Origin of the sequence: Faecalicatena fissicatena, from assembly GCF_016900595.1 — a bacterium.
Taxonomy (GTDB): domain Bacteria; phylum Bacillota; class Clostridia; order Lachnospirales; family Lachnospiraceae; genus Claveliimonas; species Claveliimonas intestinigallinarum.
The window spans coordinates 46,903-73,738 of sequence record NZ_JACLYY010000012.1 but is presented as its reverse complement, the minus strand read 5'-3'; the positions used below and the strand labels follow the sequence as shown (position 1 = coordinate 73,738).

At 56.4% G+C, this 26,836-nt stretch carries 29 protein-coding genes; 26 read left to right on the top strand and 3 right to left on the bottom strand.

The window, feature by feature from the left end; genetic code table 11:
- Positions 1-41 precede the first annotated feature (41 nt).
- Positions 42-1,604: a PTS sugar transporter subunit IIABC family protein gene (locus H7U36_RS12020; RefSeq protein WP_033124229.1), complete on the bottom strand. Its 1,563-nt coding sequence runs from the start codon at positions 1,602-1,604 to the stop codon at positions 42-44.
- Between the two features lie 189 nt (positions 1,605-1,793).
- On the opposite strand from H7U36_RS12020, the gene nadA reads away from it, so the two are divergent.
- From nadA to H7U36_RS11990, 6 genes are read left to right on the top strand one after another with little or no spacing between them, the layout of a single operon-like run.
- A complete protein-coding gene (gene nadA, locus H7U36_RS12015; protein WP_033124228.1) occupies positions 1,794-2,702 on the top strand; it encodes a quinolinate synthase NadA in 909 nt (302 codons plus the stop codon).
- Between the two features lie 22 nt (positions 2,703-2,724).
- Complete coding sequence (locus H7U36_RS12010) at positions 2,725-3,927, top strand: L-aspartate oxidase (RefSeq protein ID WP_033124227.1); 1,203 nt, start codon at positions 2,725-2,727, stop codon at positions 3,925-3,927.
- Between the two features lie 26 nt (positions 3,928-3,953).
- Positions 3,954-4,805 carry a carboxylating nicotinate-nucleotide diphosphorylase gene (nadC, locus tag H7U36_RS12005; RefSeq protein ID WP_033124254.1) on the top strand — a complete coding sequence of 284 codons (852 nt, stop codon included), beginning with the start codon at positions 3,954-3,956 and terminating at the stop codon, positions 4,803-4,805.
- A gap of 39 nt (positions 4,806-4,844) precedes the next feature.
- Entirely contained in the window at positions 4,845-5,405 is a 561-nt protein-coding gene (locus tag H7U36_RS12000; RefSeq protein WP_033124226.1) for a transcription repressor NadR, read from the top strand.
- Positions 5,374-6,402 carry an NUDIX domain-containing protein gene (locus H7U36_RS11995; RefSeq protein WP_205156232.1) on the top strand — a complete coding sequence of 343 codons (1,029 nt, stop codon included), beginning with the start codon at positions 5,374-5,376 and terminating at the stop codon, positions 6,400-6,402. The genes H7U36_RS12000 and H7U36_RS11995 overlap by 32 nt, the downstream gene beginning before the upstream one ends.
- A gap of 9 nt (positions 6,403-6,411) precedes the next feature.
- Positions 6,412-7,320 (top strand): aldose 1-epimerase family protein, encoded by a 909-nt coding sequence (locus tag H7U36_RS11990; protein WP_171031521.1) that lies wholly within the window; start codon positions 6,412-6,414, stop codon positions 7,318-7,320.
- Between the two features lie 4 nt (positions 7,321-7,324).
- Here H7U36_RS11990 and H7U36_RS11985 read toward each other — a convergent pair whose 3' ends face one another.
- Both H7U36_RS11985 and H7U36_RS11980 read right to left on the bottom strand, forming a co-directional pair.
- Positions 7,325-8,209, bottom strand: coding sequence for a zf-HC2 domain-containing protein (locus tag H7U36_RS11985; RefSeq protein ID WP_205156231.1), 885 nt, complete (start codon positions 8,207-8,209; stop codon positions 7,325-7,327).
- Positions 8,210-8,232: 23 nt separating this feature from the next.
- On the bottom strand, positions 8,233-8,742 hold the full coding sequence (locus tag H7U36_RS11980; protein ID WP_191428364.1) for an RNA polymerase sigma factor: 510 nt from the start codon (positions 8,740-8,742) through the stop codon (positions 8,233-8,235).
- Between the two features lie 193 nt (positions 8,743-8,935).
- On the opposite strand from H7U36_RS11980, the gene H7U36_RS11975 reads away from it, so the two are divergent.
- The 20 genes from H7U36_RS11975 (at position 8,936) to H7U36_RS11885 (ending at position 26,835) form a co-directional block, all read left to right on the top strand.
- A complete protein-coding gene (locus H7U36_RS11975) occupies positions 8,936-9,604 on the top strand; it encodes a response regulator transcription factor (RefSeq protein WP_191428363.1) in 669 nt (222 codons plus the stop codon).
- A 17-nt stretch (positions 9,605-9,621) separates the two neighbouring features.
- Positions 9,622-10,581, top strand: coding sequence for a sensor histidine kinase (locus H7U36_RS11970; RefSeq protein ID WP_191428362.1), 960 nt, complete (start codon positions 9,622-9,624; stop codon positions 10,579-10,581).
- Between the two features lie 178 nt (positions 10,582-10,759).
- Positions 10,760-11,437 carry an ABC transporter ATP-binding protein gene (locus H7U36_RS11965; RefSeq protein ID WP_191428361.1) on the top strand — a complete coding sequence of 226 codons (678 nt, stop codon included), beginning with the start codon at positions 10,760-10,762 and terminating at the stop codon, positions 11,435-11,437.
- Positions 11,434-14,223, top strand: a complete 2,790-nt coding sequence (locus H7U36_RS11960) for an FtsX-like permease family protein (protein WP_205156230.1) — start codon at positions 11,434-11,436, stop codon at positions 14,221-14,223. The genes H7U36_RS11965 and H7U36_RS11960 overlap by 4 nt, the downstream gene beginning before the upstream one ends.
- Before the next feature lie 26 nt (positions 14,224-14,249).
- Positions 14,250-14,381, top strand: a complete 132-nt coding sequence (locus H7U36_RS15320; protein WP_275951607.1) for a hypothetical protein — start codon at positions 14,250-14,252, stop codon at positions 14,379-14,381.
- Between the two features lie 18 nt (positions 14,382-14,399).
- Positions 14,400-15,545: an aldo/keto reductase gene (locus H7U36_RS11955; RefSeq protein ID WP_330637126.1), complete on the top strand. Its 1,146-nt coding sequence runs from the start codon at positions 14,400-14,402 to the stop codon at positions 15,543-15,545.
- A gap of 20 nt (positions 15,546-15,565) precedes the next feature.
- On the top strand, positions 15,566-16,081 hold the full coding sequence (locus H7U36_RS11950) for a flavodoxin (RefSeq protein ID WP_205156228.1): 516 nt from the start codon (positions 15,566-15,568) through the stop codon (positions 16,079-16,081).
- A gap of 20 nt (positions 16,082-16,101) precedes the next feature.
- A complete protein-coding gene (locus H7U36_RS11945; protein ID WP_033124222.1) occupies positions 16,102-16,869 on the top strand; it encodes a carboxymuconolactone decarboxylase family protein in 768 nt (255 codons plus the stop codon).
- A 226-nt stretch (positions 16,870-17,095) separates the two neighbouring features.
- A complete protein-coding gene (locus H7U36_RS11940) occupies positions 17,096-17,998 on the top strand; it encodes a LysR family transcriptional regulator (protein ID WP_243426760.1) in 903 nt (300 codons plus the stop codon).
- Complete coding sequence (locus tag H7U36_RS11935; protein WP_205156227.1) at positions 17,973-18,167, top strand: hypothetical protein; 195 nt, start codon at positions 17,973-17,975, stop codon at positions 18,165-18,167. Before H7U36_RS11940 ends, H7U36_RS11935 begins: the two co-directional genes overlap by 26 nt.
- A 191-nt stretch (positions 18,168-18,358) precedes the next feature.
- Positions 18,359-23,368, top strand: coding sequence for a type VII secretion EssC family protein (locus tag H7U36_RS11930; RefSeq protein WP_205156226.1), 5,010 nt, complete (start codon positions 18,359-18,361; stop codon positions 23,366-23,368).
- A gap of 8 nt (positions 23,369-23,376) precedes the next feature.
- Positions 23,377-23,625 carry a hypothetical protein gene (locus H7U36_RS11925; RefSeq protein ID WP_033124219.1) on the top strand — a complete coding sequence of 83 codons (249 nt, stop codon included), beginning with the start codon at positions 23,377-23,379 and terminating at the stop codon, positions 23,623-23,625.
- Between the two features lie 13 nt (positions 23,626-23,638).
- Entirely contained in the window at positions 23,639-23,935 is a 297-nt protein-coding gene (locus H7U36_RS11920) for a WXG100 family type VII secretion target (RefSeq protein WP_191493473.1), read from the top strand.
- Positions 23,936-23,952: 17 nt separating this feature from the next.
- Complete coding sequence (locus tag H7U36_RS11915) at positions 23,953-24,282, top strand: WXG100 family type VII secretion target (protein WP_033124217.1); 330 nt, start codon at positions 23,953-23,955, stop codon at positions 24,280-24,282.
- Positions 24,283-24,295: 13 nt separating this feature from the next.
- Positions 24,296-24,613, top strand: a complete 318-nt coding sequence (locus H7U36_RS11910; RefSeq protein ID WP_033124216.1) for a hypothetical protein — start codon at positions 24,296-24,298, stop codon at positions 24,611-24,613.
- A gap of 18 nt (positions 24,614-24,631) precedes the next feature.
- Positions 24,632-24,907 (top strand): WXG100 family type VII secretion target, encoded by a 276-nt coding sequence (locus H7U36_RS11905; protein ID WP_033124215.1) that lies wholly within the window; start codon positions 24,632-24,634, stop codon positions 24,905-24,907.
- Positions 24,908-24,941: 34 nt separating this feature from the next.
- Positions 24,942-25,259, top strand: coding sequence for a WXG100 family type VII secretion target (locus tag H7U36_RS11900; protein WP_033124214.1), 318 nt, complete (start codon positions 24,942-24,944; stop codon positions 25,257-25,259).
- Positions 25,260-25,279: 20 nt separating this feature from the next.
- Positions 25,280-26,188, top strand: a complete 909-nt coding sequence (locus tag H7U36_RS11895) for a hypothetical protein (RefSeq protein WP_033124213.1) — start codon at positions 25,280-25,282, stop codon at positions 26,186-26,188.
- A complete protein-coding gene (locus H7U36_RS11890; RefSeq protein WP_033124212.1) occupies positions 26,189-26,551 on the top strand; it encodes a DUF4176 domain-containing protein in 363 nt (120 codons plus the stop codon).
- Complete coding sequence (locus H7U36_RS11885) at positions 26,548-26,835, top strand: DUF4176 domain-containing protein (protein WP_033124211.1); 288 nt, start codon at positions 26,548-26,550, stop codon at positions 26,833-26,835. The genes H7U36_RS11890 and H7U36_RS11885 overlap by 4 nt, the downstream gene beginning before the upstream one ends.
- Position 26,836: the final 1 nt, after the last annotated feature.

Below are 26,836 nucleotides of genomic sequence, written 5' to 3'. Positions count from 1 at the left end.
CAAGAAAAGCAGCGCCGCCTTCCGGAAGCGCTGCCTGAGATTTATGCTTTTTTCTTCTCCCTTACGTTGGCCAGGGAGGTGATGATAAAGGCCAGGACCGCAGCCACCAGCATACAGATCAGAAACTGGAGTCCGTGCCCCTCGTTGGCCATGGCTGGCGCCACCACGGAAGGCACATAGGCGGTTCCCCTGACGTTAAAAAGTCCCACCAGGGCTCCGGAGACGCAGGCGCTTATGAGCGCTCCGCCAAAGACGATCCGGCTGGAGAACATGAAGGGATAGGCGGCCTCCACGAAGGTGCCGAAGCACACATTTACAAGGAAGCCGGGAAGGGCTGCCGCAGCCTGCCCTTTGTCCTTGGGGAAGAGCACATTGGCCAGTGTGATGCCAGCTGACACCATGACAAGCCCTGTCATGTCGATAGCGCCCAGGAAGCTGAAGCCGGCCTCCTCCATCTCCAGAAGAACGATAGGCAGGATGGCTGCGTGGTACACGCCTCCGATGATAGCCGGCCAGATGAGCACGCCGGCCAGGGCCCCCGCAAGCACCGGGTTGATGTCAATGGCCGCGTTGATGGCGTCGCAGATCAGATTGCCAAGCCAGAGGGCAACAGGCGATATGAGATACATGCCGATGAGGCCCGCGGCCAGTCCGCCCAGCCCGCCTGCGGCGATATTTGCCGTTGTACCGGGAATGTTGTGGCGAAAGCAGAAAATGCTTATGTAATAGGAGAAAACGCCGGCCACGATACCCACAATGAGTCCGCCGATGATGCCGCCGTCCACAGCCAGCACGCCGGAGACAATGCCGGCCACTACGCCTACCTCGTCCAGGCCTGACACCTGTTTGGCGGCTATGGCACAGATGACTACAGGGATGGAGGCAACCAGCGTGTCAAACACATTGGACAGGTCCGTCAGGACCGGGATGCGGCTGATGGCAAGGCAGAGGGCCATGGCGATGAAGGCGGGGAGACTTGTCATCATGATGCCCCGGAAATTGATCCGCTTCCATATATTGGTCTGGAGATTTTCCGCGGCCTGGGCCCCGGTCTTTCCGATGACGGGGCGGTAGCGGATGCCCCACTCCCTGGCGAAGGCGGTGGTGAAGGCCACGGCTCTCGTCCGGTTGGTGGTCCCGGTGGTGCCGGAGGCAGACAGGACCTTTCCGCCCATGCTCTGCACCTTTGCCACAGAGCTGCCGCCGGTGCCGGCCAGGGGAAGCTGGGCCTCTATGGCGGCCTGGAAAGCGAGGTGGTTGATCCTGTCAGGCTCCGCGCTGACGAACATGACGCCGTCGATCTGCCCTTCACGTACCATCTGGGCGATGCGGGCGTCCACCTCCAGGGCGGCGTCGTTGATCTGGGAGAGGGTGCCCTCCTTTTCCAGATACAGCTCCCCGTCCCTCCAGGTGTACAGCTTTGCGGGGCTGTCCTGCCCTGCTGTGTCCAGACTGGAGGAGGCCAGTATATACTGCACGGCGGCCACCTCCATCTGGGCGGCCCTTGTCTGGAGAAGGATCTCCTTCATCATGCCCTGGATGTCATTCCCGCCCTGTTTAAAGAGATTGCCTCCGCTGCTTCCGATAAATGCGATTTTCTTCATGTACTTTTCTCCTCTACTACTTTATCATGGTAAACTATTAACAACCTAAACAGTATAGCATACAGATTACGGGGACGCAAGGCCTTATATGTAATCTTACTCTCGCATATTTGTAAATACATGTGTCTTGTCACATGTAAATAACAGTGGTATAATGGGGAAAGTTCGTGTTAAAAAGGAGAAAATGATATGGATATCAAAGAGGAGATCAATCAATTAAAAAAAGAAAAGGACGCGGTGATTCTGGCCCACTATTACGTGCGGCCGGAGGTACAGGAGATTGCCGACTATACAGGGGATTCCTTTTATCTGAGCCGGACAGCAGAAAAGCTGACCTGCCGGGTGATTGTCTTTGCCGGCGTGTTTTTCATGGGGGAGAGCGCCAAGATCCTGAACCCGGAGAAGGTGGTGCTCATGCCGGAGGTGTCGGCGGACTGCGCCATGGCCCACATGGCGGATCCGGAGACTATTCAGAAAATGCGGGATACATACGATGACCTGGCGGTAGTGTGCTACATCAACTCCACGGCAGAGCTGAAAAGACATTCCGATGTGTGCGTTACCTCGGCCAATGCGGTACAGATCGTGCGAGAGCTGCCCAACAGGCATATCTTCTTTATTCCGGACAGAAATCTGGCCCGGTTCGTGGCCCGGCAGGTGCCGGAAAAGCACTTTGTCTTCAACGACGGCTTTTGTCCCGTCCATGAAAGCATGAAGGTTCGGGAGATAGAGAGGGCAAGGCGGCAGCACCCGGAGGCGCTGACTCTTGTCCACCCGGAATGTCCCGCTGCCATCTGTGACATGGCAGACTATGTAGGAAGCACCTCTGGGATCATCAGGTATGCCCAGGACAGCCCTTCCAGAGAGTTCATCGTCTGCACAGAGAGCGGGGTTCGGTGGGAGCTGGAGCGGAAAAATCCGGGCAAGACATTTTATTTTCCTGATACAGAGCCTGTCTGCGAGGATATGAAGACTATCACCCTGGAGAAGATCAGAGATGTGCTGAGGACGGGAAACAATGAGATCCATGTGGAAGAAAGCTCTGCCAGCCAGGCCGCAAAGCCTCTTGAGAGGATGATGGACCTGGCGGCGAAATAAGATAAAAGGAGGTGCAAAGAGCATGAAGATACATGCGGACACAGTGATCGTGGGAACCGGCGTGGCGGGACTTTTTGCCGCCCTCAGCCTGCCCCGGAATCTGAATATTGTCATGATCACGAAGGCTGACCTGGAGAGCAGCGATTCTTTCCTGGCACAGGGCGGGATATGTGTGCTCCGGGACGAGGAGGACTACGACAGTTATTTTGAGGACACTATGCGGGCCGGACACTACGAGAACCGGAGGGAGTCTGTGGATATTATGATCCGCGGTTCCCGCCAGATCATCAGGGAGTTAGTTGGGTACGGCGTGGAATTTGCGAAGGACAGCAACGGTGGGTTCGCCTACACAAGGGAGGGGGCCCACTCCAGGCCCAGAATTCTCTTCCACGAGGATATCACGGGGAAGGAGATCACGAGCCATCTCCTGGATCAGGTGAGAAAGCTGGAGAATGTCACGCTGTATGAGTATACGGAGATGACAGATATTATAGAAGAGAAGGGACGCTGCACGGGGGTTCTCGCGAGGAAGGGCGAGGAGAGGATCGCCATACGGGCGCCATTCACGATTCTGGCAAGCGGAGGCATTGGCGGCAGATACAGGCATTCCACTAATTTTCCCCACCTGACCGGGGACGCCATCGACATTGCGAAAAAGCATGGTATCCGTCTGGAGCACCTGGACTATGTTCAGATCCATCCCACTACACTCTACTCCAGGAAGCCGGGACGCAGGTTTCTCATCTCCGAGTCAGTGAGGGGAGAGGGAGCCTGGCTGCTGAACCGGGACGGAGAGAGATTTGTGGATGAGCTGCTTCCCAGGGACGTGGTGACGGAGGCGATCCAAAAGCAGATGGAAAAGGACGGGACGGATCATGTGTGGCTGTCTATGGCCCCCATTCCCAGGGAGAAGATCCTGAGCCATTTCCCCAATATTTACCGCCATTGCCTGGAGGAGGGGTATGATGTGACAAGGGAGAGGATTCCCGTGGTGCCGGCCCAGCACTATTTTATGGGCGGTATCTGGGTGGACAGTGAGAGCCGCACATCCATGCCCTGTCTCTACGCGGCGGGGGAGACGAGCTGCAACGGAGTCCACGGGGCCAACCGGCTGGCCAGCAACTCCCTGCTGGAGAGCCTTGTATTTGCCAGAAGGGCGGCAAAGGATATTGCCCGCAGAACAGCACAGGAGACTCTGGACATGGCAGAGCAGAAAATAGTATAATGGAAAACAGCAAGGAGAGAGATGAGATGAACAGAATTACAATGACACTGCAGGTGGATCACCTGCTTCTGGAGGCGCTGAAGGAGGATATTTCCAGCGAGGATGTGACGACAAACGCGGTGATGAAGGAGGCCGTGCCCGGGCAGGTGGATCTGATCGCCAAGCAGGAGGGCGTGATTGCGGGCCTTGATGTGTTCCGGAGAGTCTTCCAGCTTCTGGACGAGAATACGGAGGTCGTTTTCTTCTGCCGGGACGGCGAGAGAGTGACTAAAGGACAGCTCATGGGCAAGGTGGAGGGAGACATCCGGGTACTTCTGTCCGGTGAGAGGGTGGCTCTCAACTATCTGCAGCGGATGAGCGGTATCGCCACCTACACCCGCTCCGTGGCGGATCTCCTGGAGGGGACGGGCATCCGCCTTTTGGATACAAGGAAGACCACGCCCAATATGCGCGTTTTTGAGAAATATGCGGTCCGCGTGGGAGGCGGATACAACCACCGCTACAATCTGTCCGACGGGGTGCTTTTGAAGGACAACCATATCGGCGCCGCCGGCGGCGTGAGGGAAGCCGTCCGCATGGCAAGGGAGTATGCGCCCTTTGTGCGCAGGATCGAGGTGGAGACGGAAAATCTGGAGATGGTGAAGGAGGCCGTTGAGGCGGGAGCCGACATTATCATGCTGGACAACATGTCCCCGGAGGAGATGAAGGAGGCGGTGCGCCTCATAGACGGCAGGGCTGAAACCGAGTGCTCGGGAAACGTGACAAAGGAGAATATTGCCAGCCTTGTGTCCACTGGGGTGGATTATATTTCCAGCGGGGCCCTCACTCATTCGGCTCCCATACTGGACATTTCTATGAAAAATCTCCACGCCCTGTAGGCAGTCGGAAAAACGAGAAGCAAAGGAGGCCAGAAGAAAATGACTGGTTCTGATAGAAGAGAAGATATCGTCCGGAGGATCCAGGAGAGCGGAAGACCGGTTCCCGCAAAGAGTCTGGCCGCTCTCTACCATGTGAGCCGGCAGGTGATCGTGCAGGACGTTGCCCTGATCCGGGCCGCGGGCTATGAGATCATCTCCACCAACCGGGGCTATATACTGGGGACAGCGCCCTCTGTCAGCCGGGTGCTGAAGGTGAAGCACACAGACGACCAGCTGGAGGAGGAGCTGTGCGCCATCGTGGATCTGGGCGGCGCGGTGGAGAACGTCATGGTGAACCACAGGGTGTACGGGCACCTGGAGGCGGATCTGCACATCACCTCCAGGAGAAGAGTGGCGGAATTTATCAGCGACATCAAAAGCGGGAAGTCCAGCCCTCTGAAAAATATTACCTCGGGGTATCACTATCACAGGATCACGGCGGACAGCGAGGAGACTCTGGATATGATAGAGGAGGACCTGAGAAAAAGAGGGTTCCTTGTGGAGCCGAAGGAGGATGAGAGGGAGGGCCATGACGAGACTGAGTACACTCTGCTACATTGAGCAGGACGGGAAATACCTGATGCTTCACCGGACGGTGAAGAAGGAGGATGTAAATAAAGACAAGTGGATCGGTGTGGGCGGACATTTTGAGAGGAACGAGAGCCCGGAGGAGTGCCTTCTGCGGGAGGTGTGGGAGGAGACGGGGTACACCCTTACCTCCTGGCAGTACCGGGGGATCGTTACTTTTATCTACGGGGAGGACACCACGGAGTACATGTCCCTCTACACGGCGGACGGATTTACCGGGGAGCCCCACCCCTGCGACGAGGGACAGCTGGAGTGGGTGGACAAGGAGGAAGTGCTTTGCCTGAACATCTGGGAGGGAGACAAGATCTTTTTCCGCCTCCTGAATGAGGGGCGGCCTTTTTTCTCCCTGAAGCTTGTCTACGACAGGACGGACACCCTTCTGGAGGCCGCCCTGGACGGAAGGCCGCTGGAGCTCTTCGACATTTTAAATGAGGACGGCACAAGGACGGGCCTTGTGAGGGAGAGGGGCGTGGCCCATCTTGAGGGGAGCCTCCACCCCACCGCTCACGTCTGGATCGTCCGGAAAAAGGAGGGCGGCTGGGATCTTCTCCTGCAGAAGAGGAGCGCCTGCAAGGACTCCAATCCGGGGTGCTGGGATATCTCCTCCGCTGGACATGTGGAGGCGGGGGACGATTACCTCCCCTCCGCCATCCGGGAGCTCGCTGAGGAGCTGGGCATCCGGGCCCGGGAGGAGGAGCTTCACTTTGTGGGCATGCGCCGGGCACAGTTTGAGGATGTCTTCTACGGCAGGCCCTTCCGGGACAATGAGCTGAGCGCCGTCTATATCTACCGGGAGCCGGTGGACGAGACCGCCCTCACCCTCCAGGAGTCGGAGGTGGAGGCCGTGCGCTGGATGGACTACCGGGAGTGCTGGAGGCAGGTGGAGGAAGACACCCTGCCAAACTGCATGTATCTGGACGAGCTGAAAATGGTGGGAGACTTCCTGTTTGGAGAAAAAGAGAAGGAGTAAATGTGAAAGATGGGACTGGAAGGGATTAAGATAAAACTGGAAAATGAGTCGCTGGAGGCCCAGATCAGCCTCCACGGGGCGGAGCTGAAATCGCTGAAGCAGAAGGCCAGGGGCACAGAGTATATGTGGAAGGGGGATCCTGCCTACTGGGGAAGGACGTCTCCGGTTCTTTTCCCCTTTGTGGGAGGCGTGCGGGATAAAAAATACAGGATCGGGGACGTGAAATACCCCATGGGCCAGCACGGCTTTGCCAGAGATAAGGATTTCGCCCTGGCCAGCGTGACACAGAGAGAGGCCTGGTTTGTCCTGGAGGACGATGAGGAGACAAGGGAGGTGTACCCCTTCCCCTTCCGGCTGGAGATCGGCTACCGGCTGGAGGATAAGGAGCTCCTGGTGATGTGGCGGGTGACAAACACCGGCAGCAGCGATATGTATTTTGCCATCGGCGCACATCCGGCTTTTTGCTGCCCTGTGAGAGAGTGGGAGAAGCAGGTCGACTACAGCCTCTGCATCCGGGACAGACAGGGGGAGAAGCGGCCATCCTTTGTGAACCGGGTATTCGGGCAGGGGGGACTTGCCACGGACCAGGAGGTCACCTTTGAGCTGAAGGACGGCCTGCTGCCTGTCAGCGAGCACCTCTTTGACGGAGATGCCCTGATCCTGGAAAACGGCCAGGCCGGCAGCGTCTCCCTTGTGGATCCGAAGGGCAGGGAGTACCTGCAGGTGTCCTTTGAAGCCCCTCTTGTGGGGATCTGGTCTCCGCCGAAGAAGAAGGCCCCCTTTGTCTGCATCGAGCCCTGGTACGGGCGCTGCGACAGAGAGGGCTTTGACGGGGAGCTGAAGGACCGGGAGTGGGAGAACAGTCTGGAGCCTGGAAAGGTCTTTGAGGCGTCCTACCGGATCCGGATCAGAAGATAGGCTTTTACTCTTTCTCGTTAAAGGAGAGGACATAGCAGTAGTTTTCGGAATAGTCGACGGAGGGCATCCATCCCTCACTCTCCTTTGTTTCGTGCGCGGACCTATTTTCCCGCACCAGCTCTTCTATGTCCCCGGGCGCGTCGGAGATGGGATCCCCCTCCTCATAGAGAGGCAGGATCTCGCCTCCCTTCCCCACAAAGTAGACCCCGTCAGAGGTCCGGCGGACAAGCCTGTGCTCCGCTGTCACAGGATCCTCCCGGTAGTAGGTGAGCTCCTCCGGCACGAGGAAATAGAAGGAGGAGGAATAGCCCTCTGCTTTTGGAAAATCAGACCAGTATCTCTGAAGGGAGATGCCGTTGGTATTGCCGCCGGAGGCGCTGACATCCACTTCGGGGCTGGACTTATCCTCCACCACATACTGGCGGTCAAAGGAGGAGATATAGGTGTTCACATTAAAGGAGCAGTAGATGGAGCCGTCCTCCAGACGGTACACATCCTGTACCTCCACGTCGTCCACAGAAATCCTCTTATCCAGCACTGGCACAGCCTCCGCCACCCACTCTCTGGCCAAGACCATGAAGGGGGCGGAGGAGGTGAGGGCCGCGTACAGGGCCAGCAGGATGAGGGCCGCCGCGCCGGCGGTCATGACCTGGCGGAAGGTCAGCTTCCGGGCAAGCCTCTCAAACAAATCCCGGTCCCTTTCTATCTGCTTCGCGTCCTCGCCGCCGGAGGTGATTTCCGGAAGCTCTGCGCTCATCTTTTCGTAGTATGCCCGGCAGTTCTCACAGCCGGAGAGGTGGTCCTCCACCATGTCTTTGCTGGCGTCGCTGCACACATTGTCCTTGTACAGGGGCAGCAGGTCCCTCACAATATCGCAGGAAATTTTCATGACATACACATCCTTTCATGCATTTACTGCAGGCTGTCCTGGGACAGCTCTTTTATGATCTTCATCCTGGCCCGGTAGTAGGTGACTCTGGCCCAGTTCTCCTGTTTTCCAAAGATATCCCCGATCTCCCGGAAGCTCAGCTCCCCCAAGGTCCGCAGAGTGAAGACCTCCTTGTAGGGCTCGTCCAGGCAGTGGAGGACCCGGTAGATGGAGAGAGCCTCCTCCTTTTGGATACAGGCCTCGGACACGTCCGGAGCCGGCATCTGCCGCTCGGCCAGACTCTCGCCCGCGGCCTCCTGCGGCACCAGGCGTTTCCCCCTTCGGAGCTGATCCATGTAGAGGTTCTTGGCGATCTGACACAGCCAGGATGTGACAGAGCAGCCTCCTTTAAAATGGCGGATGTCCTTCAGGGCCCGGAAGAAGGTCTCCTGGGTGATTTCCTCTGCCGTGTGGGGATCCCTGCTCATGGAGAGGACAAAGAGATACACATCCCTGAAAAAACGGTCGTACAGCTCTTCAAAATCAACCTTCACCGTGTCGTCACCTCCCCTCTTTGCACATTAGACGCAGATCCCGGTATGTTTGTTACAGATTTTCCTGAAAAAGTTTCTTTTTTTACAGAAGCCGGTATATATGGTATGATAGCGTCAGTATGAGAAAATGTCTACCGGGAGCTGCGGGTGGGCAGGCCGTGCACTCCAGGGCAGAAGGGAAGGAAAAAGGGACATGAAGATAGAGATCATAGAGGACGACCGGCTTCTGGGGCAGGCCCTGGAAATTTTTCTGAAAAAAGAGGGATATGAGACAGCTCTGGCCCGCTCCTGCCGGGAGGCGCGGGAGCGGCTAGAGCCTTCTGTCTGCCTCCTCCTTGTGGATATCACGCTGCCTGACGGGGACGGGATCCGTCTGTACCGGGAGCTGACGAAGAGCAGGCCGATCCCCGGCATCTTTCTCACAGCCCGGGACGAGGAGGGGGACATGCTGGCGGCCTTCGATGCGGGGGCTGACGACTATGTGGTGAAGCCCTTCCCCATGCAGGTGCTCTCCCGCCGGATCAGGGCCGTGCTGCGAAGGAGTGAGGCCAGGCAGGGGCAGGTTCTTGTCTGCCGGGAGCTGACCCTCTGGCCGGAGAGGAAGGAGGCAAGCCTGGCCGGACAGCCCCTCCCCCTGACGCCCAGAGAGTACCGTCTCCTGGAGCTCTTCATGAGAAATCAGGGGCGGGTCCTTGGAAAGGAGAGCATCCTGGAACAGGTCTGGGATGTGGACGGCCGGTTTGTGGGTGAGGGGACTGTGAGCGTCACGGTAAACCGGCTGCGCAAAAAGATCGATACCCGGCCCGGGCAGGAGAGCTACATCCAGAATGTCTTCGGCCTGGGATACCGCTTCGGAGAGTGAGAGGGGGAAAGAGCGCTGTGTGGATATGGATTGCGGCGGGAGCCGTCCTGGGAGCGGGGATTTCTTCTGCTCTTGTCCTTCATGAGCAGAGAAGGAGAAGGGCGGAGGAGCTGGAGGAGCTGGCAGGCCTTGCGCGGGACGTGCTGGACGAAAGGGACATACAGGAGAGGGCGGCGGGGGAGGAGACCCTCTACGGCCGCATAGAGCATATGCTGGTGCGCATCCAGCGCATGAACCGGGGACGGCAGGAGGAGCTTGCGGCGAGCCGGAGGCGGATCCAGGAGCTGATCACGGAGATCGCACACCAGATGCGCACGCCCCTGGCAAACGGGGGCACCTACCTGGAGCTGCTGGAGGGAGAGCTCTCAGAGAGGAGGGGCGCCGGAGAAGAATGTGCGGGGGAGGCCTCTGTGCCCGATCCCGTGCCCCTGTATCTGGAGGCACTGCGAAGCTCCCAGGAAAAGCTCCGCTTCCTGACCGAGGAGTTTATCCGGATCTCCCGGCTGGAAAACAACATCATCCGCATCCGGAAGGAGGAGAGGGACATTGCCGGTACCATAGAGGCGGCCCTTGCCCAGGCCCGCCCCAGGGCAAAGGAGAAGGGCGTGGAGATCCTGGAAGATCTGCCCGGAGGGCTGGACTGCCCGCATGACCCGGGCTGGCTGGGGGAGGCCCTGTGGAATGTGCTGGACAACGCAGTCAAGTACAGCCTTGAGGGCGGACACATATGGGTGGGGGTATCCAGAGGCGAACTGTATCTGACCATCCGGGTGGCGGACGAGGGGATCGGCATCGACGAGGGGGAGGAGGCCCTGGTGTTCCGGCGGTTTTACAGGGGAAGAAGGGCAGCCTCTCAGGAGGGGCTGGGCGTGGGCCTCTATCTGGCGAGGGAGATCACGGCCCGGCATGGAGGCTTTATGGAGATACAGCGCAGGGATCCCGGCGTGGAGGTGAGGATCTGCCTGCCTGACATATAGCGCCGCGTATAAAAGACAGGAGAGGAGCGAATGTCATTTCCTGAAGAGATGGAAAAACGAAAAGACTGCATTTTTGTTAGGAGTCTGTAAGATTTATCCTCTATACTGAAAACAGAATACGGCGGCAGGGGCGCGTGTCCGTCCCTGCCGCTGGTGCATTATGAAGGAGGACAGGAAGATGGAGATCGTAAGAGCCGCAGGCCTGAAGAAATATTATGTGACAGACACCTATGAGGTCCGTGCCCTGGACGGGGTGACTCTCTGCGTAGAGGAGGGGGAATTTCTGGCCGTCGTCGGCACATCGGGAAGCGGCAAGACCACTCTTTTGAACCTGCTGGGCGGCCTGGAGGAGCCCACAGCGGGGGGCGTATGGATACGCAGGAACAGCCTGAAGGATATGACACGGGAGGAGAGAACGGTCTTTCGCAGGAGGAATATCGGGTTTGTCTTTCAGCAGTTCAATCTGGTTCCTATGCTGGATGTGTATGAAAATATCGTCCTGCCCCTGCGGCTGGACGGGGAGGAGCCGGACGAGACCTTTCTGGAGGAGCTGGTGACGGCCCTGGGGATAAAGGAGAAGCTGGGCCAGATGCCCCAGACTCTCTCCGGGGGACAGCAGCAGCGGGCGGCCATCGCCCGGGCTCTGGTCACCAAGCCCGCCATTCTGCTTGCCGACGAGCCCACAGGCAGCCTGGACTCTGTGACAGGCATGGAGGTGATGGGGCTTCTGCGGACCTGCGCGGACCGATTCCATCAGACAGTGATCCTTGTGACCCACCAGGAGGCGGCTGCCCAGATGGCGGACCGGATCCTCCGCATGTCTGACGGGAAGCTGTCAGGGGGTGAGAAGGTATGAGAGAGCACAGAGGGAGAATAGCCGGGAGCGCCCGGCAGGCTATGAGGATGCTGGCCAGGCGGGGGGCCCGGGCGGCTGCGGGGAGAAACAGGATCCTCTTTTTTGCGGTGCTCTTTTGTACAGCGGCACTGGCCGTGATCTTTGCCTTCTCCACGGGAAGGCTAGAGGCAGAGCGGATCCGCTCTGTCCGGCAGGCGGGGACAGCAGCCTCCACCTGCCTGGAGGGGGCGGACATATCTCAGTATGAGTCTATCCGCAGCCTCTCCTACATTCGGGCTGTGGGGAGAAAGGCCCCTGCCGGCCGGGCAGTGAGCCCCAAGGGAGAGGAACCCGAGGGAGGGGATCTCAAGGGGGAGGGCTATGTCTGCCGGCTGTCGGCCCTGGATGAGACTGCCTGGGAGATCATGGTAAGCCCCGCCTACACGGGGATAGAGAGCCATTACCCCGCCGAAGAGCAGGAGATCATGCTGCCGGTGCGGGCTCTGGAAGACCTGGGGATCAGCCGGCCCCGGGAGGGCATGGAGATTTCCCTGGAGGTGGAGACGGGGCTCTTTGAGAAGCGCCGGGAGACCTTTCTGTTAAGCGGCTGGTACACAGACTACACGGCGGGCTCCGGCCAGGAGGCCCAGGGCTACATCTCTGAGGAAAAGCTGGAGGAGTGGGGAGGCAGCCTGGAGGAGGAGCTGGAGCTTCTCATCCTGCAGAGGGACACTCTTGGCGGACAGCAGACGGAGGAGAGGCTCTACCGGGATGTGGGGCTGGAGACGGAGGATCAGCGGTTCACAGGAGGAAACACGGCCTCCTACGAGGCGGTGAGGCGGCTGGCCGGAGGCTACGGGGCAGCGGCCCTGGCGGCAGCGGTCATCCTGACGGGCATGTTCTTTCTTATCTACAATGTGATGCAGATCTCCATGGCCGGGGATGTCCGGCAAATGGGACTTCTGCACATTCTGGGCATGACGGACGGCCAGCTTCGGGATTTTTATCTGGGACAGCTTAAAGGTCCGATCCTGGGAGGCGTGCTGGGGGGAACTGCCCTGTCCGCCCTTCTCCTTCTTACGTGGGTGCCCACAGCACTGGGAGAGCGGTATCTGGGAGACTGGGGCGGGGCCGAAAGCGTTACCTTTTTCCGGCCCGGCATCCTGGCGGCCTGCGCGGTCTTTGCCCTGCTGTCGGCAGGAGGGGCGGCTCTGCCGGCCATCCTGAGGGTGATCCGCTTAAGCGGCCCGGAGGCCTCCGCCTACACCGGGGGCAGACCGGGAGAGAGGAGAAAGAGAAGGGCGGCTGCCGGAAAGAAAAAGAGGAGAAGACCCTGCTCGCCAGGAAGAGAGCTTGTCTTCATGGCCTGGCAGAACGTGACCCGTCACCGGGCCCGGTTCCTCCTCACCGTCCTGTCCCTGTTCCTCGGGGTGGAGGCGGCCCTGGGGGCTCTTGTGGTGGCCCGGGGCGCGGACTACAGGGGCGCTGTGGCACAGAGACCGGATTTTGTGGTGGCGGGGAGCTCCTGCTATCCGGCGGAGGAGGGGGAGGGAGATCTGGGAGGAGACCTGGAAAGGGATCCCTTCCTCACCGGCAAGGATGGATTTTCCCTTCTCTATGACAACGACTATGACGAATTCTCTCCCATCAGCCAGGAGGTAAAAGAGCAGCTCCTGGCCGCGGAGGGCGTGGACCAGAGCAGCGTGAAGCTGGTGGAGGGAGGCTATCTGTCCCCCACCTTCAGCAGGAAGGGGCTGGAGCCCCTGAACGACACAGATGACAGCGTAAAGGAGCTGGAGGAGGAGTACGGAAGCTCCGGACTTCCGGTGGAGGTCATGCTGGGGGCGGATTACTGCACAGTCCAGATCCTGTCGGAGGAGGAGATACGGGAGCTGACAGCTTTTGCCAGGGAGCATGACCTGGAGGTTGACATGGAGAGCCTGGCGGCAGGTACCGGCGTTCTTCTTCTCCACGACCACATCCTGTCCCCGGCCAAGGAAAGGCTGGCCGGGGAGAGCGTGGGGGAGCCTATCACCTTTTCCACACTCTGGACAAAGGAGGAGAGGGAGAGAAGGATGGAGGCCACCCAGGAGGAACTGGAGCAGATGGGAGAGGTGGAAAGAAAGACCTCCCGGCCACTCATCCTGTGTGGCTACATGGACACGAAGGCGGAGGGTTTCCCGGATTTCCCCAGAAGCTGGCACGGGGAGAACATCCTCTATTTTGTCATCAGCCGGGAGGGATTTGACAAGCTCCCCACAGAGGCTAAGACCCTCCTTGTGGAGCTGGACGCAGAGGACGGCCGGGAGGCGGACGTCCAGAAGGATGTCGAGAGGATCACCGCGGCGGAGAACAGGCGGAGGGAGGAGGCGGGGGAGGCCGGCGTCTTTTTCATCAGCGCAGAGGATCTTCTTGAGGAGGCCGGAAGCTACATCTTTGTCAGCAACCTGGTCTTTGGCGTCATCGCGGTCCTTCTCATCTTTGCCGGGCTCCTGAACTATTTTAATGTCTGCGTCACCGAAATTTTGTCCCGGCGCAGGGAATTTGACATGCTGGAGAGGATCGGCATGACCAGGCGGCAGCTGCGGTGGATGCTGGCGGCGGAAGGGAGCTTCTATGTCCTGGCCGCGGCCGCCCTCCTTCTGACAGTGGGGAGCGCCATCCTGGCGGCCCTGGGGGCCTTCATGGGAAGTCGGATATCCTGGTTTGCCTTCCACTGGCCTGCGGGCCCGGCGGCGCTGATGACGGCAGGTCTTTTTGTGATCTGCCTGACTGTGCCCTTCCTGGCCTGCAGGAGGGGGAGATAAACCAGAAAGTATATGGAAATAGGAATATGGACAGAAAGAGAAAAGCAGAGACCGGGGAGGAGGCCTCTGCTTTTCGCATAAGTTCCACTTATAGATATGATCGGAAATTGAAATTGCAGTATTTTGAGAGCGATATAAAATATAAAGCAGGAAAATGAAAAGAAAGGATGATGGAAATGGAAAAATATCAGTTTGGTTACGGATGCATGCGTCTTCCCCTCCTCAATGCGGATGATCCGGCGTCTTTTGACTATCCCCTGATAGAAAAGCTGTTTGACACCTATATGGAGCGGGGCTTTACCTACTTTGACGCGGCTTACACGTATCACGGCTACCACTGCGAGGAGGCGGTAAAAAAGGCTCTTGTGGAGCGCCATCCAAGAGACAGCTTCGAGCTGGCCACCAAGCTCCCCCTGCGGGATTTTAAAGATGCAGAGGATATGGAGCGCATTTTCAATGAGCAGCTGAAGCACTGCGGCGTGGAGTATTTTGACTATTACCTCCTCCACAACATGGGCACCAATGTCTATGAAAAGTGCCGTAAATACGACGCCTTCGGCTTCGCGGCAAAGAAAAAGGCGGAGGGGAAGATCCGGTATCTGGGCATGTCCTTCCACGACATGCCGGAGCTTCTGGATGAGATTTTGGAAAACTACGGGGAGATGCTTGACTTTGTCCAGCTCCAGATCAACTATGTGGACTGGGAGCAGCCCAACGTGCAGTCCCGCCGCTGCCTGGAGGTGGCCAATAAGTACCACAAGCCCGTGTTTGTCATGGAGCCCTGTAAAGGGGGGACCCTCGTCAACCTGCCGGAGGAGGCGAAGAAGCTGATGAGAGAATATGCGCCGGAGACCTCCTTCGCGTCCTGGGCTTTTCGCTTTGCGGCCAGCCAGGAGGGTGTGGTGCGGGTGCTGTCCGGCATGAACACCATGGAGCAGGTGATGGACAATACAGCTACGTTCAGGGATTTCAGGCCCATCACAGAGGAGGAGATGGCTGTCATCCGCCAGGTGACAGAGATCATAGAGAAAAATACGCCCATCCCCTGTACGGCCTGCTCCTACTGCACCCACGGATGTCCGAAGGGGATCGCCATCCCTGAGTATTTTGCGCTGTACAACAGCATTTCCCGGACTACCGGCAGCTTCTCCAGCCAGGCGGTCTACTATAACAATATCAGCCTGAAGCACGGGAAGGCCAGCGACTGTATCGGCTGCAGGCAGTGCGAGAGGGCCTGTCCCCAGCATCTGCCCATCACCGACTATCTGAAGGACGTGGCGGCAAAGTTTGAGGCAGGCAGCAGTTTCCCGACCAGGAAATAGAAATGGAGGAGGAATTTGCAATGGGAAAGACATTGATCGTTTATTATTCAAGAAAAGGTGAGAACTATTGGAACGGAAGCATCAAGAACCTCACCAGAGGAAACACAGAGATCGTGGCGGAGATGATCGCGGAGATGACAGGAGCTGACCTGTTCCAGGTGGAGACAGTGAAGACCTACGACGCGGATTACTATACATGCATTGAGGAGGCCAAGGCCGAGCTCAGGGAGGGCGCGCGCCCGGAGCTGAAATCTTATATGGACAGCCTGGACGGGTACGATACGATTTTCGTGGGTTACCCCAACTGGTGGGGCACTATGCCCATGGCCATGTTTACATTTCTGGAGCACTATGACCTGTCCGGCAAGCGGATCCTTCCCTTCTGCACCAACGAGGGAAGCGGCATGGGCAGCAGTGAGAGAGATCTAAAGAAGATCTGCCCGGGAGCAGCAGTTGAGAAGGGCCTATCCATCCACGGCGCGGAGGCGGCCGGGTCCAGAGCCCAGGTGGAGGCCTGGGTGAAAAAGACCATGTGAGCATAAGGAGAGTGATAGAGATGAGCATTACAGAGGCTTCAAAAAGGTATCATGAGAGGATGTTCCCGGGATACAAGTCGAAATTCCTGGAGACAGACCCGGAATTCATAGAGCGGTTTGACAACTTTGCCTTTGACGAGGTGGTCAACAGCGATGACCTGGACGACCGGACCCGCATGATGGCCATCCTGGCCACCCTGGTGGGGAGCCAGAGCGTGGACGAATTTCAGGCCATGGTCCCGGCGGCCCTGAACTTTAGCGTGACACCGGTGGAGGTAAAAGAGATCGTCTACCAGGCTGTGGCCTACCTGGGGATCGGCAGAGTCTTCCCCTTCCTGCATGCTGTAAATGACATTTTGGAGCAGCGGGGCGTCGCGCTTCCCCTGGAGCCCCAGGCGACGACGACTACAGAGAACAGGCTGGAGGCGGGAGAGCAGGCCATGGTGGACATCATGGGAGAGTCCATGAGAGGATTTGCCGGCTCCGGACCGGAAGAGAGCAGGCATATCAACAGATGGCTCACAGACAACTGCTTCGGGGATTACTACACGAGGGGAGGCCTGGACTACAGGCAGCGGGAGATGATCACCTTCTGCTTTCTGTCGGCCCAGGGAGGCTGCGAGCCCCAGCTCACCTCCCACGCCGTGAACAATATGATGGTGGGAAATGACAAGGCATTTCTGATCAAGATCATTTCCCAGTGTCTTCCCTTTATCGGCTATCCCAGGAGCCTGAATGCCCTCAGATGTGTGAACGAGGCGGCGGACGAGGTGGGCAATGTGGCGTAGCTGCTCATGAGCGGCAAGGGCGCCTTTATCACAGGCGCAGATTTCCTCGTTGACGGGGGAGCCACAGCCTCCTGTTTCTACGGCCCCTTAAGACCGGAGGAATAGAAAGACAAAATACGTCAGACAAAAGTACGCAGTAGACAAACCGCCTTCCTTTTTGCTAGACTGTAACTGAAAAGCAGGTACAGACAGTGAAATGGAAGGTGATTTTTTGCTGCTCAGACAGATGAAATATTTTGTGGCTGTGGTGGTCCGGGGCAGCTTTACAGAGGCGGCGGAGCAGTGCTATATCTCCCAGTCAGCCATCTCCCAGCAGATACGGGCGCTGGAAAAGGAGCTGGGGGTGGAGCTGATCCACAGGGAGAACCGCCGCTTTTCCCTCACCCCGGCGGGGGAATACTTTTACGCCCAGAGCAGAGGGGTGCTGGAGGAGGTGGATGCGATCCGGCGGCAGACCATCCGCATCGGCCAGGACGATGAGCTCCGGCTGCGCATCGGGTATCTGCGCTGCTACAGCGGCCAGGAGCTCAACCAGGCGGTGGCAGAGTTCTCCCGGCTCTACCCGGAGGTGTCGATCCACATCGTGAACGGGACCCATGAGGAGCTTTATGACCTCCTCCGGTTCGGCGGGGTGGATCTTGTGCTGAATGACCAGCGCAGGGTCTTTTCGGACAAATATGCCAACTATCAGCTCCTCCGCTGCGGCTGCTATGCGGAGCTCTCAGCTGGGCATCCGCTTGCGGGGCAGGCCAGCGTGGAGCTGGAGGATCTGAAGAGGACTCCCTGCATCCTGATCTCCTCCCGGGAACAGCGGAACACGGAGGAGGACTATTTTAAAAATACGCTGGGCTTTGGGGGAACCTTCCTCTTTGCCGAGAACCTGGAGGAGGGGCGGCTGATGGTGGCGGGAAACAGAGGCTTTCTGCCCATCGAGAGCGTGGGGACCCTGCCCCCTGCCGGCGCGGCGATCCGGCGGCTCCCCATCATGCAGGGCGGCAGGCAGCTGGAGAGAAACTACTGCCTGTTCTGGGTCAAGGAGCAGAGCAATTACTATATCGAGGAGTTTGCCCGCATGCTGCGGGGCCTCCTCGGGGAGCCCCGGGATGACTGCCGGAACCAGGAGAGCTGAAACAGCGGGGAGTGATCCGCCAATCGGCCTGTCCAGCCACAACCCGGAGGTGGCCCTGGCAGCGGTGCTGGCCGGAGCCGGGATCGGCGCTCTGGAAGCGTTCATCCGGGAGCCTGGCCGTCCCTCCTATATTGACGGTTTTACGGATACTCTGTATAATGAATATTAAGACAAAAAGATACCAGACGGATTGTTACGAGCTAAGAAATAATATGACACCGGGGGGAAACGGACATGGCTAACAGTATAAAAGGAATGGATGAGAAAGAGCGCAGATGACAGAAAGAGTCATTCTGCGCTCTTTTGTGGTATGTGGCAGGTCCGGGTCAGACGGTGAGTTATCGTCATAAGGAGGAGAATATGCAAAGCGGCGAGATAAGACTGGCAGTTTACGGAATGAAATATTTCCAGGTGTTTGATTTGCCTCCTGTTTCACAGGAGCAGTGCAATATCCGGATTTCCGGCGACCTGTTTCAGATACCGGAGGATATTACCCTTCATCTGGAAGCACTGGACGGGGAATGGTGCTTCCCGGAATCCAGGGAGTATTCCGTTCATTGGAAGAACGAAGTGTTTTTCCTGCACAAAGTACATGAAAATGAGATCCTGATGCTGACTTCCAAAAGGGGGAGCCGTTTGCTGATGATAGCCCAGCGGAAAGGGAACACGATTCCCGTGTACCGGAAATTTTCCCTGGATAAAAATCAGACGGTGACAGTAGGAAGCGGCCCGGATAATACCATACAGTTCCAGCGGGCGGGACTGGTGTCCAGACACCATGGCCGCCTGAAAAAGACAGATCGCTGGATTTACGAGGATCTGGGAAGCGCAAACGGCAGCTTCTATAACCATCATCAGTTAAGAGGCTCCTGGATTGCCCTGGAGCCGGGAGATGAGATAGAGATATATGGGCTGCGGATGATTTTTCTGGGAGATATTCTAGCGGTCAGCTCCTGCCAGGAGGCAGTTTACGGAAAAGAACTGAAGCTGGCGGACAACGAGCGGATTAAATGGCTCTCCAGTCTTCAGTTTTATAGCGAAGAAGAGGAGAGGAACGACGGATACTTTAACAGGCCTACCAGGGTCCTGCCGGAATATGAGATCGAGCCGGTGGAAATTGAAGCGCCTCCGGCACCGAAAAACCAGGGGGAACGCTCCCTTCTCATGACCATCGGCCCGTCCATTACCATGGCTATCCCCATGCTGATCGGAGTGATTATCACGGGAATGGGAGGTCTTATAATCGGTCTGATTACCATGCTTGGCTCTGCCGTCATCGGGGCCTTTTGGGCCTGGATGAACATGAATGCCCAGAAGAAAAAGGCGGTGGAGGAAGAGGAGCAGAGATTCCAGGCATACAGTGAATATCTGCAGAAAAAAGAAGAGGAAATTAAGGAGAAGACCAGCCGGAACCTGCAGGAAATGATACGGCAGTATCCGGATGGTGGCAGATGCACCACTTTCGGGACAGATTCCGGGCGGCTCTGGAACCGAAACGATACACAGTCGGATTTCCTGTTTTTCCGTCTGGGAACCGGAGAACGGGATCAGCAGATGGATATCCGGATTCCCAGAGAACGGTTTACCCTGATTCGCGATACCCTGGCGGAAGAACCGGCCCGGATCCGGGATACCTACCAGGTGCTGAAAGGAGCACCCGTGGGAGTGGATCTAGAAGGCTGCCGGATCCTGGGAATTACGGGAGGAGAAAAGAAGGCCGGGATTTACAGCGTGCTGCGTGCCCTGCTGGCACAGATAACCTCTTCCTGTAGCTATACGGATGTAAAGATGGTGTTCCTCTGTGACAGAAACAGCCCGGAGCAGAGGGAACTTCTGGAAACGGTGAAATGGTTTCCTCATTTGTGGGACGAGGAAAAAAATATCCGGTATGCGGCGGACGGCCCGGAAAGCGCGGCAGGACTTCTTCTGGGAATCAGCCAGATGATCCGCGCCAAACAGAGTCGGCAGTCCCATGGAGGAAATGAGAAAGCGCCCCTTCCCCGGTATCTGATTTTTGCCCTGGACAGAAAGCTGCTGGAAAATACCCCGCCGGAGGAAGCCCTTCTGGATAATGGAGAATATCTGGGAGTTACGACGATTGTCTGCACGGAGCGCAGGGAGGAGCTCCCCAACGCCTGTGAGATTTATATACAGAATGAGGGAACAGAAACGGCCATTGTCTCCGCAGAAGAGGGAATGCGGAAGGTGCGGCCCCTTCACCTGGACGCGGTGAGCCCTCATCAGCTGGGGCAGTATGCCCATACCCTGGCGGCTGTCCAGGTACGGCCCATGGGTCAGAATGCCAAAATTCCGGATACTGTCACGTTCTTTGAGATGTACGGGGTACATACGCCGGAGGAACTGCAGGTGGAAGAGCGGTGGAAGAACAGCCGTGTCTATGAGAGCATGAAGGTACCCTTCGGTGTAAGAGAAGGAGGAAGTCTCTGCTATCTGGATATCCACGACGGCTCTGAGGCCGGGGCGGAGGGCGACGGCCCCCATGGACTGGTAGCCGGAACCACAGGATCCGGAAAAAGCGAGACCTTGCAGACGCTGCTGCTGGCCCTGGCCGTGAATTTCAGCCCGGAAGATTTAAGCTTTTTTATTATTGATTACAAGGGCGGCGGTATGGCAGATCTGTTTACCCGGCTTCCCCATATGCAGGGACAGATTTCCAACCTGTCCGGCAGTGAGATAGACCGGGCCCTGATTTCCCTGAAAAGTGAACTGAACCGGCGCCAGGCCGTGTTCCGGGAAAACGGAGTCACTAAGATAGACACCTATATCCGCCGGTATAAGAACCGGGAAATCCGTCAGCCCATGCCCCATCTTGTGCTGGTGATTGATGAATTCGCGGAACTGAAAAAGGAACGGCCGGAATTTATGAAGGAGGTCATCCATATTGCCACTATCGGCAGAAGCCTTGGGGTGCACCTGATCCTTTCCACCCAGAAGCCGGGGGGCGTCGTGGACGACAATATCAGTTCCAACATGAAGTTTCGCCTCTGCCTGAAGGTGGAGAGCCGCCAGGACAGTATGGATATGCTGAGAAAAGACGATGCCGTCTATATCCGGCAGACTGGGCGGGGCTACCTGAAGGTGGGAGAAGGCGGCACTTATGAGCTGTTCCAGTCAGCCTGGAGCGGGGCGGTGTATGATAAAGACATGGATAACGACAGCACCGAGCTTGCGCGGATGTACCGGCTGACCGGAGAAACCATTCTGGTGGGCAATCACCAGAGGATGAAGCAGAAGAAACAGAGGAAGAAAGAGTGGCTGGAGAGACTCTGGAAGCTTCTGGAAAGGATTTTAATAGAGCAGGGCACCTCCCTGGAAACCTGCCTGGGCAGTACGGGAAAGGGAGAGGCAATCTGCCAGGCCTTTTACCAGGTTCTCTGGAGCCAGGGAACAGATTATCCCCAGAGCGAGGCCAATACCGGGAAAATATGGAATTTTCTGGAGGCCTGCTACGAATGCGGGGCCAGAAAAGGGGAGACAGACGGGGAAGAGCTGGCGGAAAAGCTTCTGGATCGGGCGGAGATAACCGGCCTCAAATATCCGGAGAGCAGGGAAAAGACCCAGCTGGATGCGGTTGTGGACTATATTGCGGATATCCCGGTAAGCCAGGAGAGGAAGGCTCAGCACAAACTGTGGCTTCCGGTGCTTCCCCAGACAATTCCCCTTCAGACCATCCCCAGGTACCAGCAGGAAGAATTTACCGGGGAATGGAGGGGCTTTACCGGAGAGGACTGGAGCCTGGAAGCCGTGGTGGGAATGTATGACGATCCGGAGAACCAGAGGCAGGCTCCGGTAGTGCTGAATCTGGCAGAAAATGGCCACTACGCTGTATGTGGGACCGTGGGCTCCGGAAAGAGTACCTTTTTGCAGACCCTGGTGTACTCTCTGATTACCCGCTACAGCCCGCAGATGCTTCATGTATATGGAGTGGACTTCAGCAGTCATATGCTGGGTGCTTTTGAGGGAGATGCCCATACCGGGGACATCATTTACGAAAATCAGCCGGAGAAACTGGCACGCTTCTTCTATATGATGAAACGGATTCTGAACGAGAGAAAAGCTATTCTGCGGGGCGGAACCTTTACCCAGTATATCCGGGCAAACGGACCGGTGCTTCCGGCCATCGTGATTGTACTGGATCAGTATGGTTCCTTCCGGGAGAAAACGGACAATAAATATCAGGCCGCCATTCTGGAGCTGGTAAAAGAAGGCACCGCCTGCGGCATGTACTTGGTTATCTCCGCAAACGCTTACGGAAGCAGCGAGCTGCCCGCAGCCATTACAGATAACATCCGGGGCGCCGTCTGCCTGGCCATGAACGATAAATACCAGTATGCGGATGTATTAAAGTCCGGAAGGGTGAACATCCTGCCCGATACCCGGTACAAAGGGAGAGGCCTGCTGACTGTGTTCGGCAGAATGCTGGAATTCCAGACCGCAGTGGCCGTAAAGGCGGAGGATGATTACCGGAGACTGGAACTCATTCAGAAGAAGTGCCGGGACATGAGCGGGGCCTGGGACGGCGAGAGGGCGCCGGCAGTGCCGGAGGTTCCCGAAGAGCCGGTTTACAGCGAATTCTCACAGCTTCCCCAGGTAAAAAAGCTGCTGTCCGACGACCGGATGCTCCCCATCGGCTATCATATGGCAAGCGGAGAAGTGGCGGCGCTGGATATGAGCCGGTTCTACTGCTATCTGGTCATGGGAAAACGGAGAACCGGGAAAACCAATTTCCTTCAGACCGTTATCCGGATGGCCGGAGAAAAAGGCGGCAGACTTTCGGTTATTGACGAAAGCGGCGTTCTGGAAAGAACCGCGAAGGAAAGCCAGGCGGTGTATCTGAAGACGCCGGAAGAGATTCTGGAATACTTCCACGGACTGATGCCGGAAATCCAGAAGAGAAACCAGAAAAAGGCGGCCCTTGCGGCAGATGGAATGGATGAAGCGGAAATCTACGAAGAGATGAAAGCGGAAGAGGCCATTTTCATTTTCATCCAGGATATGGAGGCCTTCCTGAATATTCTGTATGAACCGGGAGAAGGGAAGCCGAATATGGCCGGATTCTTTGAGATGCTGGCCAACAAAGGCAGAATGCACCGAATTTACATGTTTGCGGAATACCAGGGAGAAGGCGGATACGGAAGCCGCAATAGAGAATTTTTCCGGGCCTTTGTAAAGGACGGGGAAGGTATCCTCTTTGGCGGCGGCGCTTCCGACCAGGATATTCTGGACTTTGACTATATGGGCGGACTGGCTCAGAAGAGCCGCGCCGAGAGACGGGGAACCGGCTGGCTGGCGGCTGGAGAGAATCCTGCCCTTACCGGACGAGTGAAGATTCCCCTGGCAGGAAAGTAGGTGAAAGCATGTTACATGTGGAAATTCAGGTTCCGGCCCTGGAAAAAACATATGAATTCAGCTTAAATGAAAACGCGAAGGTAAAGGTGATCATCGAAGAGATAGCTGCCGTTATCGCCCAGTATGAGCAGAAAACCTGGAAAACAGAGGAAAGTCCCCTGCTGCTGTGCGACTGCGGCAGACACCGGATACTCCCTCTGGGAAAGACGTTGTATGAATGTCGTACAAAGCAGGGCAGTCAGCTGATGCTGATATAGAAGGAGGAAGGCTATGGCACAGACAGTAAAAATAGACACAGCCCGGCTGGAGCGGGACTGCTCCCAGTTTGAGAGCGGGATCCGGGAGCTGGAGAAGTGTCTGCAGGAGATGAAGGAAAGCGTGGAGGAGCTGCATCAGTCCTGGGAAGGGCCGAGCCACGATACGTTTGTCAGTAACTTTAACCAGAGCTTTGAGCAGATGGTGCAGGCTGGACAGAGCCTGACCGTTTATCTGGAGTCACTTCGGCAGTCACAGAGGGACTATACAGGCTGCGAAGAGCAGGTAAGAAATCTGATTCAGAAGCTTTGAGGAAGGGAGGAAACCGTATGGCAGAACTGGTATTTCCGGGAACTGTAAAAATTGACGCAGAGCACCTGGAAAGCAGGGCGGAGCTGGCCACGGAACGGATAGCCCGGTACCGCGCCCAGCTGGAAACCATGAATGAACTGATAAAAAACACTTCCAGCTACTGGGAAGGCGAAGGGAGGGAAGCGTATCGGAAGGCCTTCGAGGAGCGCTTCCGGCAGGTGGAGGACACCCTTCATATGTTTGAAGAATACCCCCAGGAGCTGATGAAACGGGCGGGAATCGCCAGAAGCACTATAGGAGCTGCACAGGCGCTGGCCGAAGCACTTTCGGAATTTACCATGCAGTAGAGGAGGTGACAGTTTGAAAACCAGATGGGAGATAGAGCTTGAGTACAATAGGGCTACCGGGCAGGCCAAAGAACTGGAAAACATTGCCTCGGAGATGAGGGGCCTTGCCTCCAACAGCCTTGGCGCCATGACAGCAGACCTGGTCTCGGGCTGGAAAGGAGAGAATGCTTCTCTTTATATTCAGAAGGTCGATGAACGGCAGGAACAGATGAAACAGACGGCCACCGGCATTGGGAAGATTGCGGAGGCCATCAGGGAAGAGGCAGAAAAAATCAAGAGCCTGGAACTAAGCAGACTGACGGAACACGGCGGCAGCAGCCGGAGTTTTTAAACAGAAGGAGGAAAAAAGATGTCAGGATATGAAGTGAATTTTACAGCCATGAAGGCGGCAGCAGACCATTTGTCAGAGATCTTAAGCGACCTGAGCAAACAGATTGACCGGATGGGAGAGATTGAGTCGGCTATGATGAATGAAAGCGTGTGGAAAGGACCGAAGCGCTCGGAGTATGTAAAGAACTTCGATACTTACCGGGCGGCGCTTACCAGCCTTTACAACAATGGACGGGACCATCTGGTTACCCTGCAGGAAGAAATGACGACCTATGCAAAGCCGGAAAACAGCTAAAAGAAGTACGAAACAGTGAAAGGAGAATATCGAAATGAGTGACGTGATTATTGTAAATCCCCAGAAATTAAGAGAAGCCATCAGTGAATTTGAATCCTGCAAATCCCAGATCAGCAATGATATTTCTTCGCTGGAAAGTAATATTGGCGAAATCCGTTCTGCCTGGAAAGATGAGCAGGCATCCAATACCTACCAGAGTAAGATGCAGAAGCTTGTGACCAATGTAACAGCTGCCAGGGACAAGCTACAGCAGAACATTCAGGATCTGGAAAGCTACACGGGAGAAGTGGAGAAGACTATCAGCGAGGCTCAGGCCAAAGCAGAAAGTCTGGACAGTAACTTTATGGTATAGCATAAGTCGGAGGGAAAAATATGGCGAATTTTTCAGTACAGTTTGACCGGATGCAGAGCGCCATTGCCGAAGAGGATCAGGTGGTTTCCAGGCTGGCCTCTCTGTCGGAGCGGTTAAGCTCCGTAAGCCAGGCGCTGTCCGGAAATTCTACTACAGCCAAATACTGCGGCAGCGTTAAAAAGGCGGCTCAGGAGACGGAAGACCATCGGCAGTATGTGAAGAATCTGGAAACGGTTCTGACAGAAATTTGCACCACCTATCAGAATACCGATAAAAAGGCAGGACAGGCTCTTGCGTCCCAAACTGCAGGAGGCGCTTCCATTTCTTTCCGAAAAGAAGAAAATACTACATCCTCCACAGCCGGCACAGGCGCGGAGGAAGGAATGGATCTGCTGAAAGAGGCAGTAGAAGGGGTAAAGAGCAATAAGGAAAACGCCAAAGAACTTCTGCAGCAATGGAAAACGTTCTATGACGGCCTGGATGAAAAAGAACAGAAAGCGTTGGATAAAGCGGCCAGGAAACTGTTCGGGGATGAACTGATGGATTCCGTGGAATTGAGCGGAATGATCATCAATGGGGACGAATTTAAAGACATTGCCCTGAAGGCAAAGGATGTGGTCATTCCAGGGGACACAGCCTATCAGAAAGCGGTGAAGGAGACCCTGGATTATGTCTTTGACGATGAGACCATGAGCAGAAAAGAAGCAATGGAGGCAAAGGCCCTGGAGCAGTTAAGAGACGGGGACTACCTGGGTGTCGCCGGTACAATCGGTTATGGATTTGTAGACATTGTAATCAGAGGTTCCGTGGAGGTTGTCACGAGTGTAGTGGATTCTACACTTCATATTTCCGATACCCTGGAAACGGGGGGAATGGTTCTGGACGAGGTAGGGAGCTTTGCCGGCGGACTATTTGACTGGGGGAAATAAATGAGCACATTAGAAAAAGAAATGCTTCCAATAGGAAGTGTGGTAAAAGCAGGAGGACAGACGGTTCTTCTGACCGGTTTTCAGAAGGCAGAGATAAATGGAACAATGACCGCAGGATATTTCTGCGTGCCCTGGCCCTATGGCTATCTGGGCGAGGAGTCGCTTTACTTTATCCGGCGGGGCGATATCTCTGAAGTCATCTCCAGGGGATACTGTGACGGGGAAGGAAAAGAGTTCTGGAACTATGTCACAGAGTACGCGGACAGTTTGGAGGCCATGGAGCCCGGGCAGGCCCTTCTTCTGGAGCAGATTCTCCAGGAAATCCGGGAAAAAGCAGAAGAGGACGGAGGAGAGAAGCAGTGAAACACTATCTTCCACTGGGAACGGCAGTCAGGATTACAGGAGAAATCCGTACCGTGATTATCATCGGCTATATGCCTGTCAGCCAGAAGGGCGTGACGGATTATGTGGGGACCGGCTATCCTGCCGGAATGTACGGAAAGAGAAATCTTTACTGCTTTAATGAAAACGAAATTGAAGAAGTGCTGGAAAAAGGCTATTGTAACGAGGAGGAAGAGGGATATCTGGAAAGGCTGGCTCTTCTGGAGCAGGAGGCCAAAAAGGCAGGACTTCTCAGAGAGGAATAAC

Coding starts and splice junctions, on each gene's coding strand:
- H7U36_RS12020 (WP_033124229.1), bottom strand. CDS start 1,604: ATGAAGAAAATCGCATTTATCGGAAGCAGCGGAGGCAATCTCTTTAAA.
- nadA (WP_033124228.1), top strand. CDS start 1,794: ATGGATATCAAAGAGGAGATCAATCAATTAAAAAAAGAAAAGGACGCG.
- H7U36_RS12010 (WP_033124227.1), top strand. CDS start 2,725: ATGAAGATACATGCGGACACAGTGATCGTGGGAACCGGCGTGGCGGGA.
- nadC (WP_033124254.1), top strand. CDS start 3,954: ATGAACAGAATTACAATGACACTGCAGGTGGATCACCTGCTTCTGGAG.
- H7U36_RS12000 (WP_033124226.1), top strand. CDS start 4,845: ATGACTGGTTCTGATAGAAGAGAAGATATCGTCCGGAGGATCCAGGAG.
- H7U36_RS11995 (WP_205156232.1), top strand. CDS start 5,374: ATGACGAGACTGAGTACACTCTGCTACATTGAGCAGGACGGGAAATAC.
- H7U36_RS11990 (WP_171031521.1), top strand. CDS start 6,412: ATGGGACTGGAAGGGATTAAGATAAAACTGGAAAATGAGTCGCTGGAG.
- H7U36_RS11985 (WP_205156231.1), bottom strand. CDS start 8,209: ATGAAAATTTCCTGCGATATTGTGAGGGACCTGCTGCCCCTGTACAAG.
- H7U36_RS11975 (WP_191428363.1), top strand. CDS start 8,936: ATGAAGATAGAGATCATAGAGGACGACCGGCTTCTGGGGCAGGCCCTG.
- H7U36_RS11965 (WP_191428361.1), top strand. CDS start 10,760: ATGGAGATCGTAAGAGCCGCAGGCCTGAAGAAATATTATGTGACAGAC.
- H7U36_RS11960 (WP_205156230.1), top strand. CDS start 11,434: ATGAGAGAGCACAGAGGGAGAATAGCCGGGAGCGCCCGGCAGGCTATG.
- H7U36_RS15320 (WP_275951607.1), top strand. CDS start 14,250: ATGGACAGAAAGAGAAAAGCAGAGACCGGGGAGGAGGCCTCTGCTTTT.
- H7U36_RS11955 (WP_330637126.1), top strand. CDS start 14,400: ATGGAAAAATATCAGTTTGGTTACGGATGCATGCGTCTTCCCCTCCTC.
- H7U36_RS11950 (WP_205156228.1), top strand. CDS start 15,566: ATGGGAAAGACATTGATCGTTTATTATTCAAGAAAAGGTGAGAACTAT.
- H7U36_RS11945 (WP_033124222.1), top strand. CDS start 16,102: ATGAGCATTACAGAGGCTTCAAAAAGGTATCATGAGAGGATGTTCCCG.
- H7U36_RS11940 (WP_243426760.1), top strand. CDS start 17,096: ATGAAATATTTTGTGGCTGTGGTGGTCCGGGGCAGCTTTACAGAGGCG.
- H7U36_RS11935 (WP_205156227.1), top strand. CDS start 17,973: ATGACTGCCGGAACCAGGAGAGCTGAAACAGCGGGGAGTGATCCGCCA.
- H7U36_RS11930 (WP_205156226.1), top strand. CDS start 18,359: ATGCAAAGCGGCGAGATAAGACTGGCAGTTTACGGAATGAAATATTTC.
- H7U36_RS11925 (WP_033124219.1), top strand. CDS start 23,377: ATGTTACATGTGGAAATTCAGGTTCCGGCCCTGGAAAAAACATATGAA.
- H7U36_RS11920 (WP_191493473.1), top strand. CDS start 23,639: ATGGCACAGACAGTAAAAATAGACACAGCCCGGCTGGAGCGGGACTGC.
- H7U36_RS11915 (WP_033124217.1), top strand. CDS start 23,953: ATGGCAGAACTGGTATTTCCGGGAACTGTAAAAATTGACGCAGAGCAC.
- H7U36_RS11905 (WP_033124215.1), top strand. CDS start 24,632: ATGTCAGGATATGAAGTGAATTTTACAGCCATGAAGGCGGCAGCAGAC.
- H7U36_RS11900 (WP_033124214.1), top strand. CDS start 24,942: ATGAGTGACGTGATTATTGTAAATCCCCAGAAATTAAGAGAAGCCATC.
- H7U36_RS11895 (WP_033124213.1), top strand. CDS start 25,280: ATGGCGAATTTTTCAGTACAGTTTGACCGGATGCAGAGCGCCATTGCC.
- H7U36_RS11890 (WP_033124212.1), top strand. CDS start 26,189: ATGAGCACATTAGAAAAAGAAATGCTTCCAATAGGAAGTGTGGTAAAA.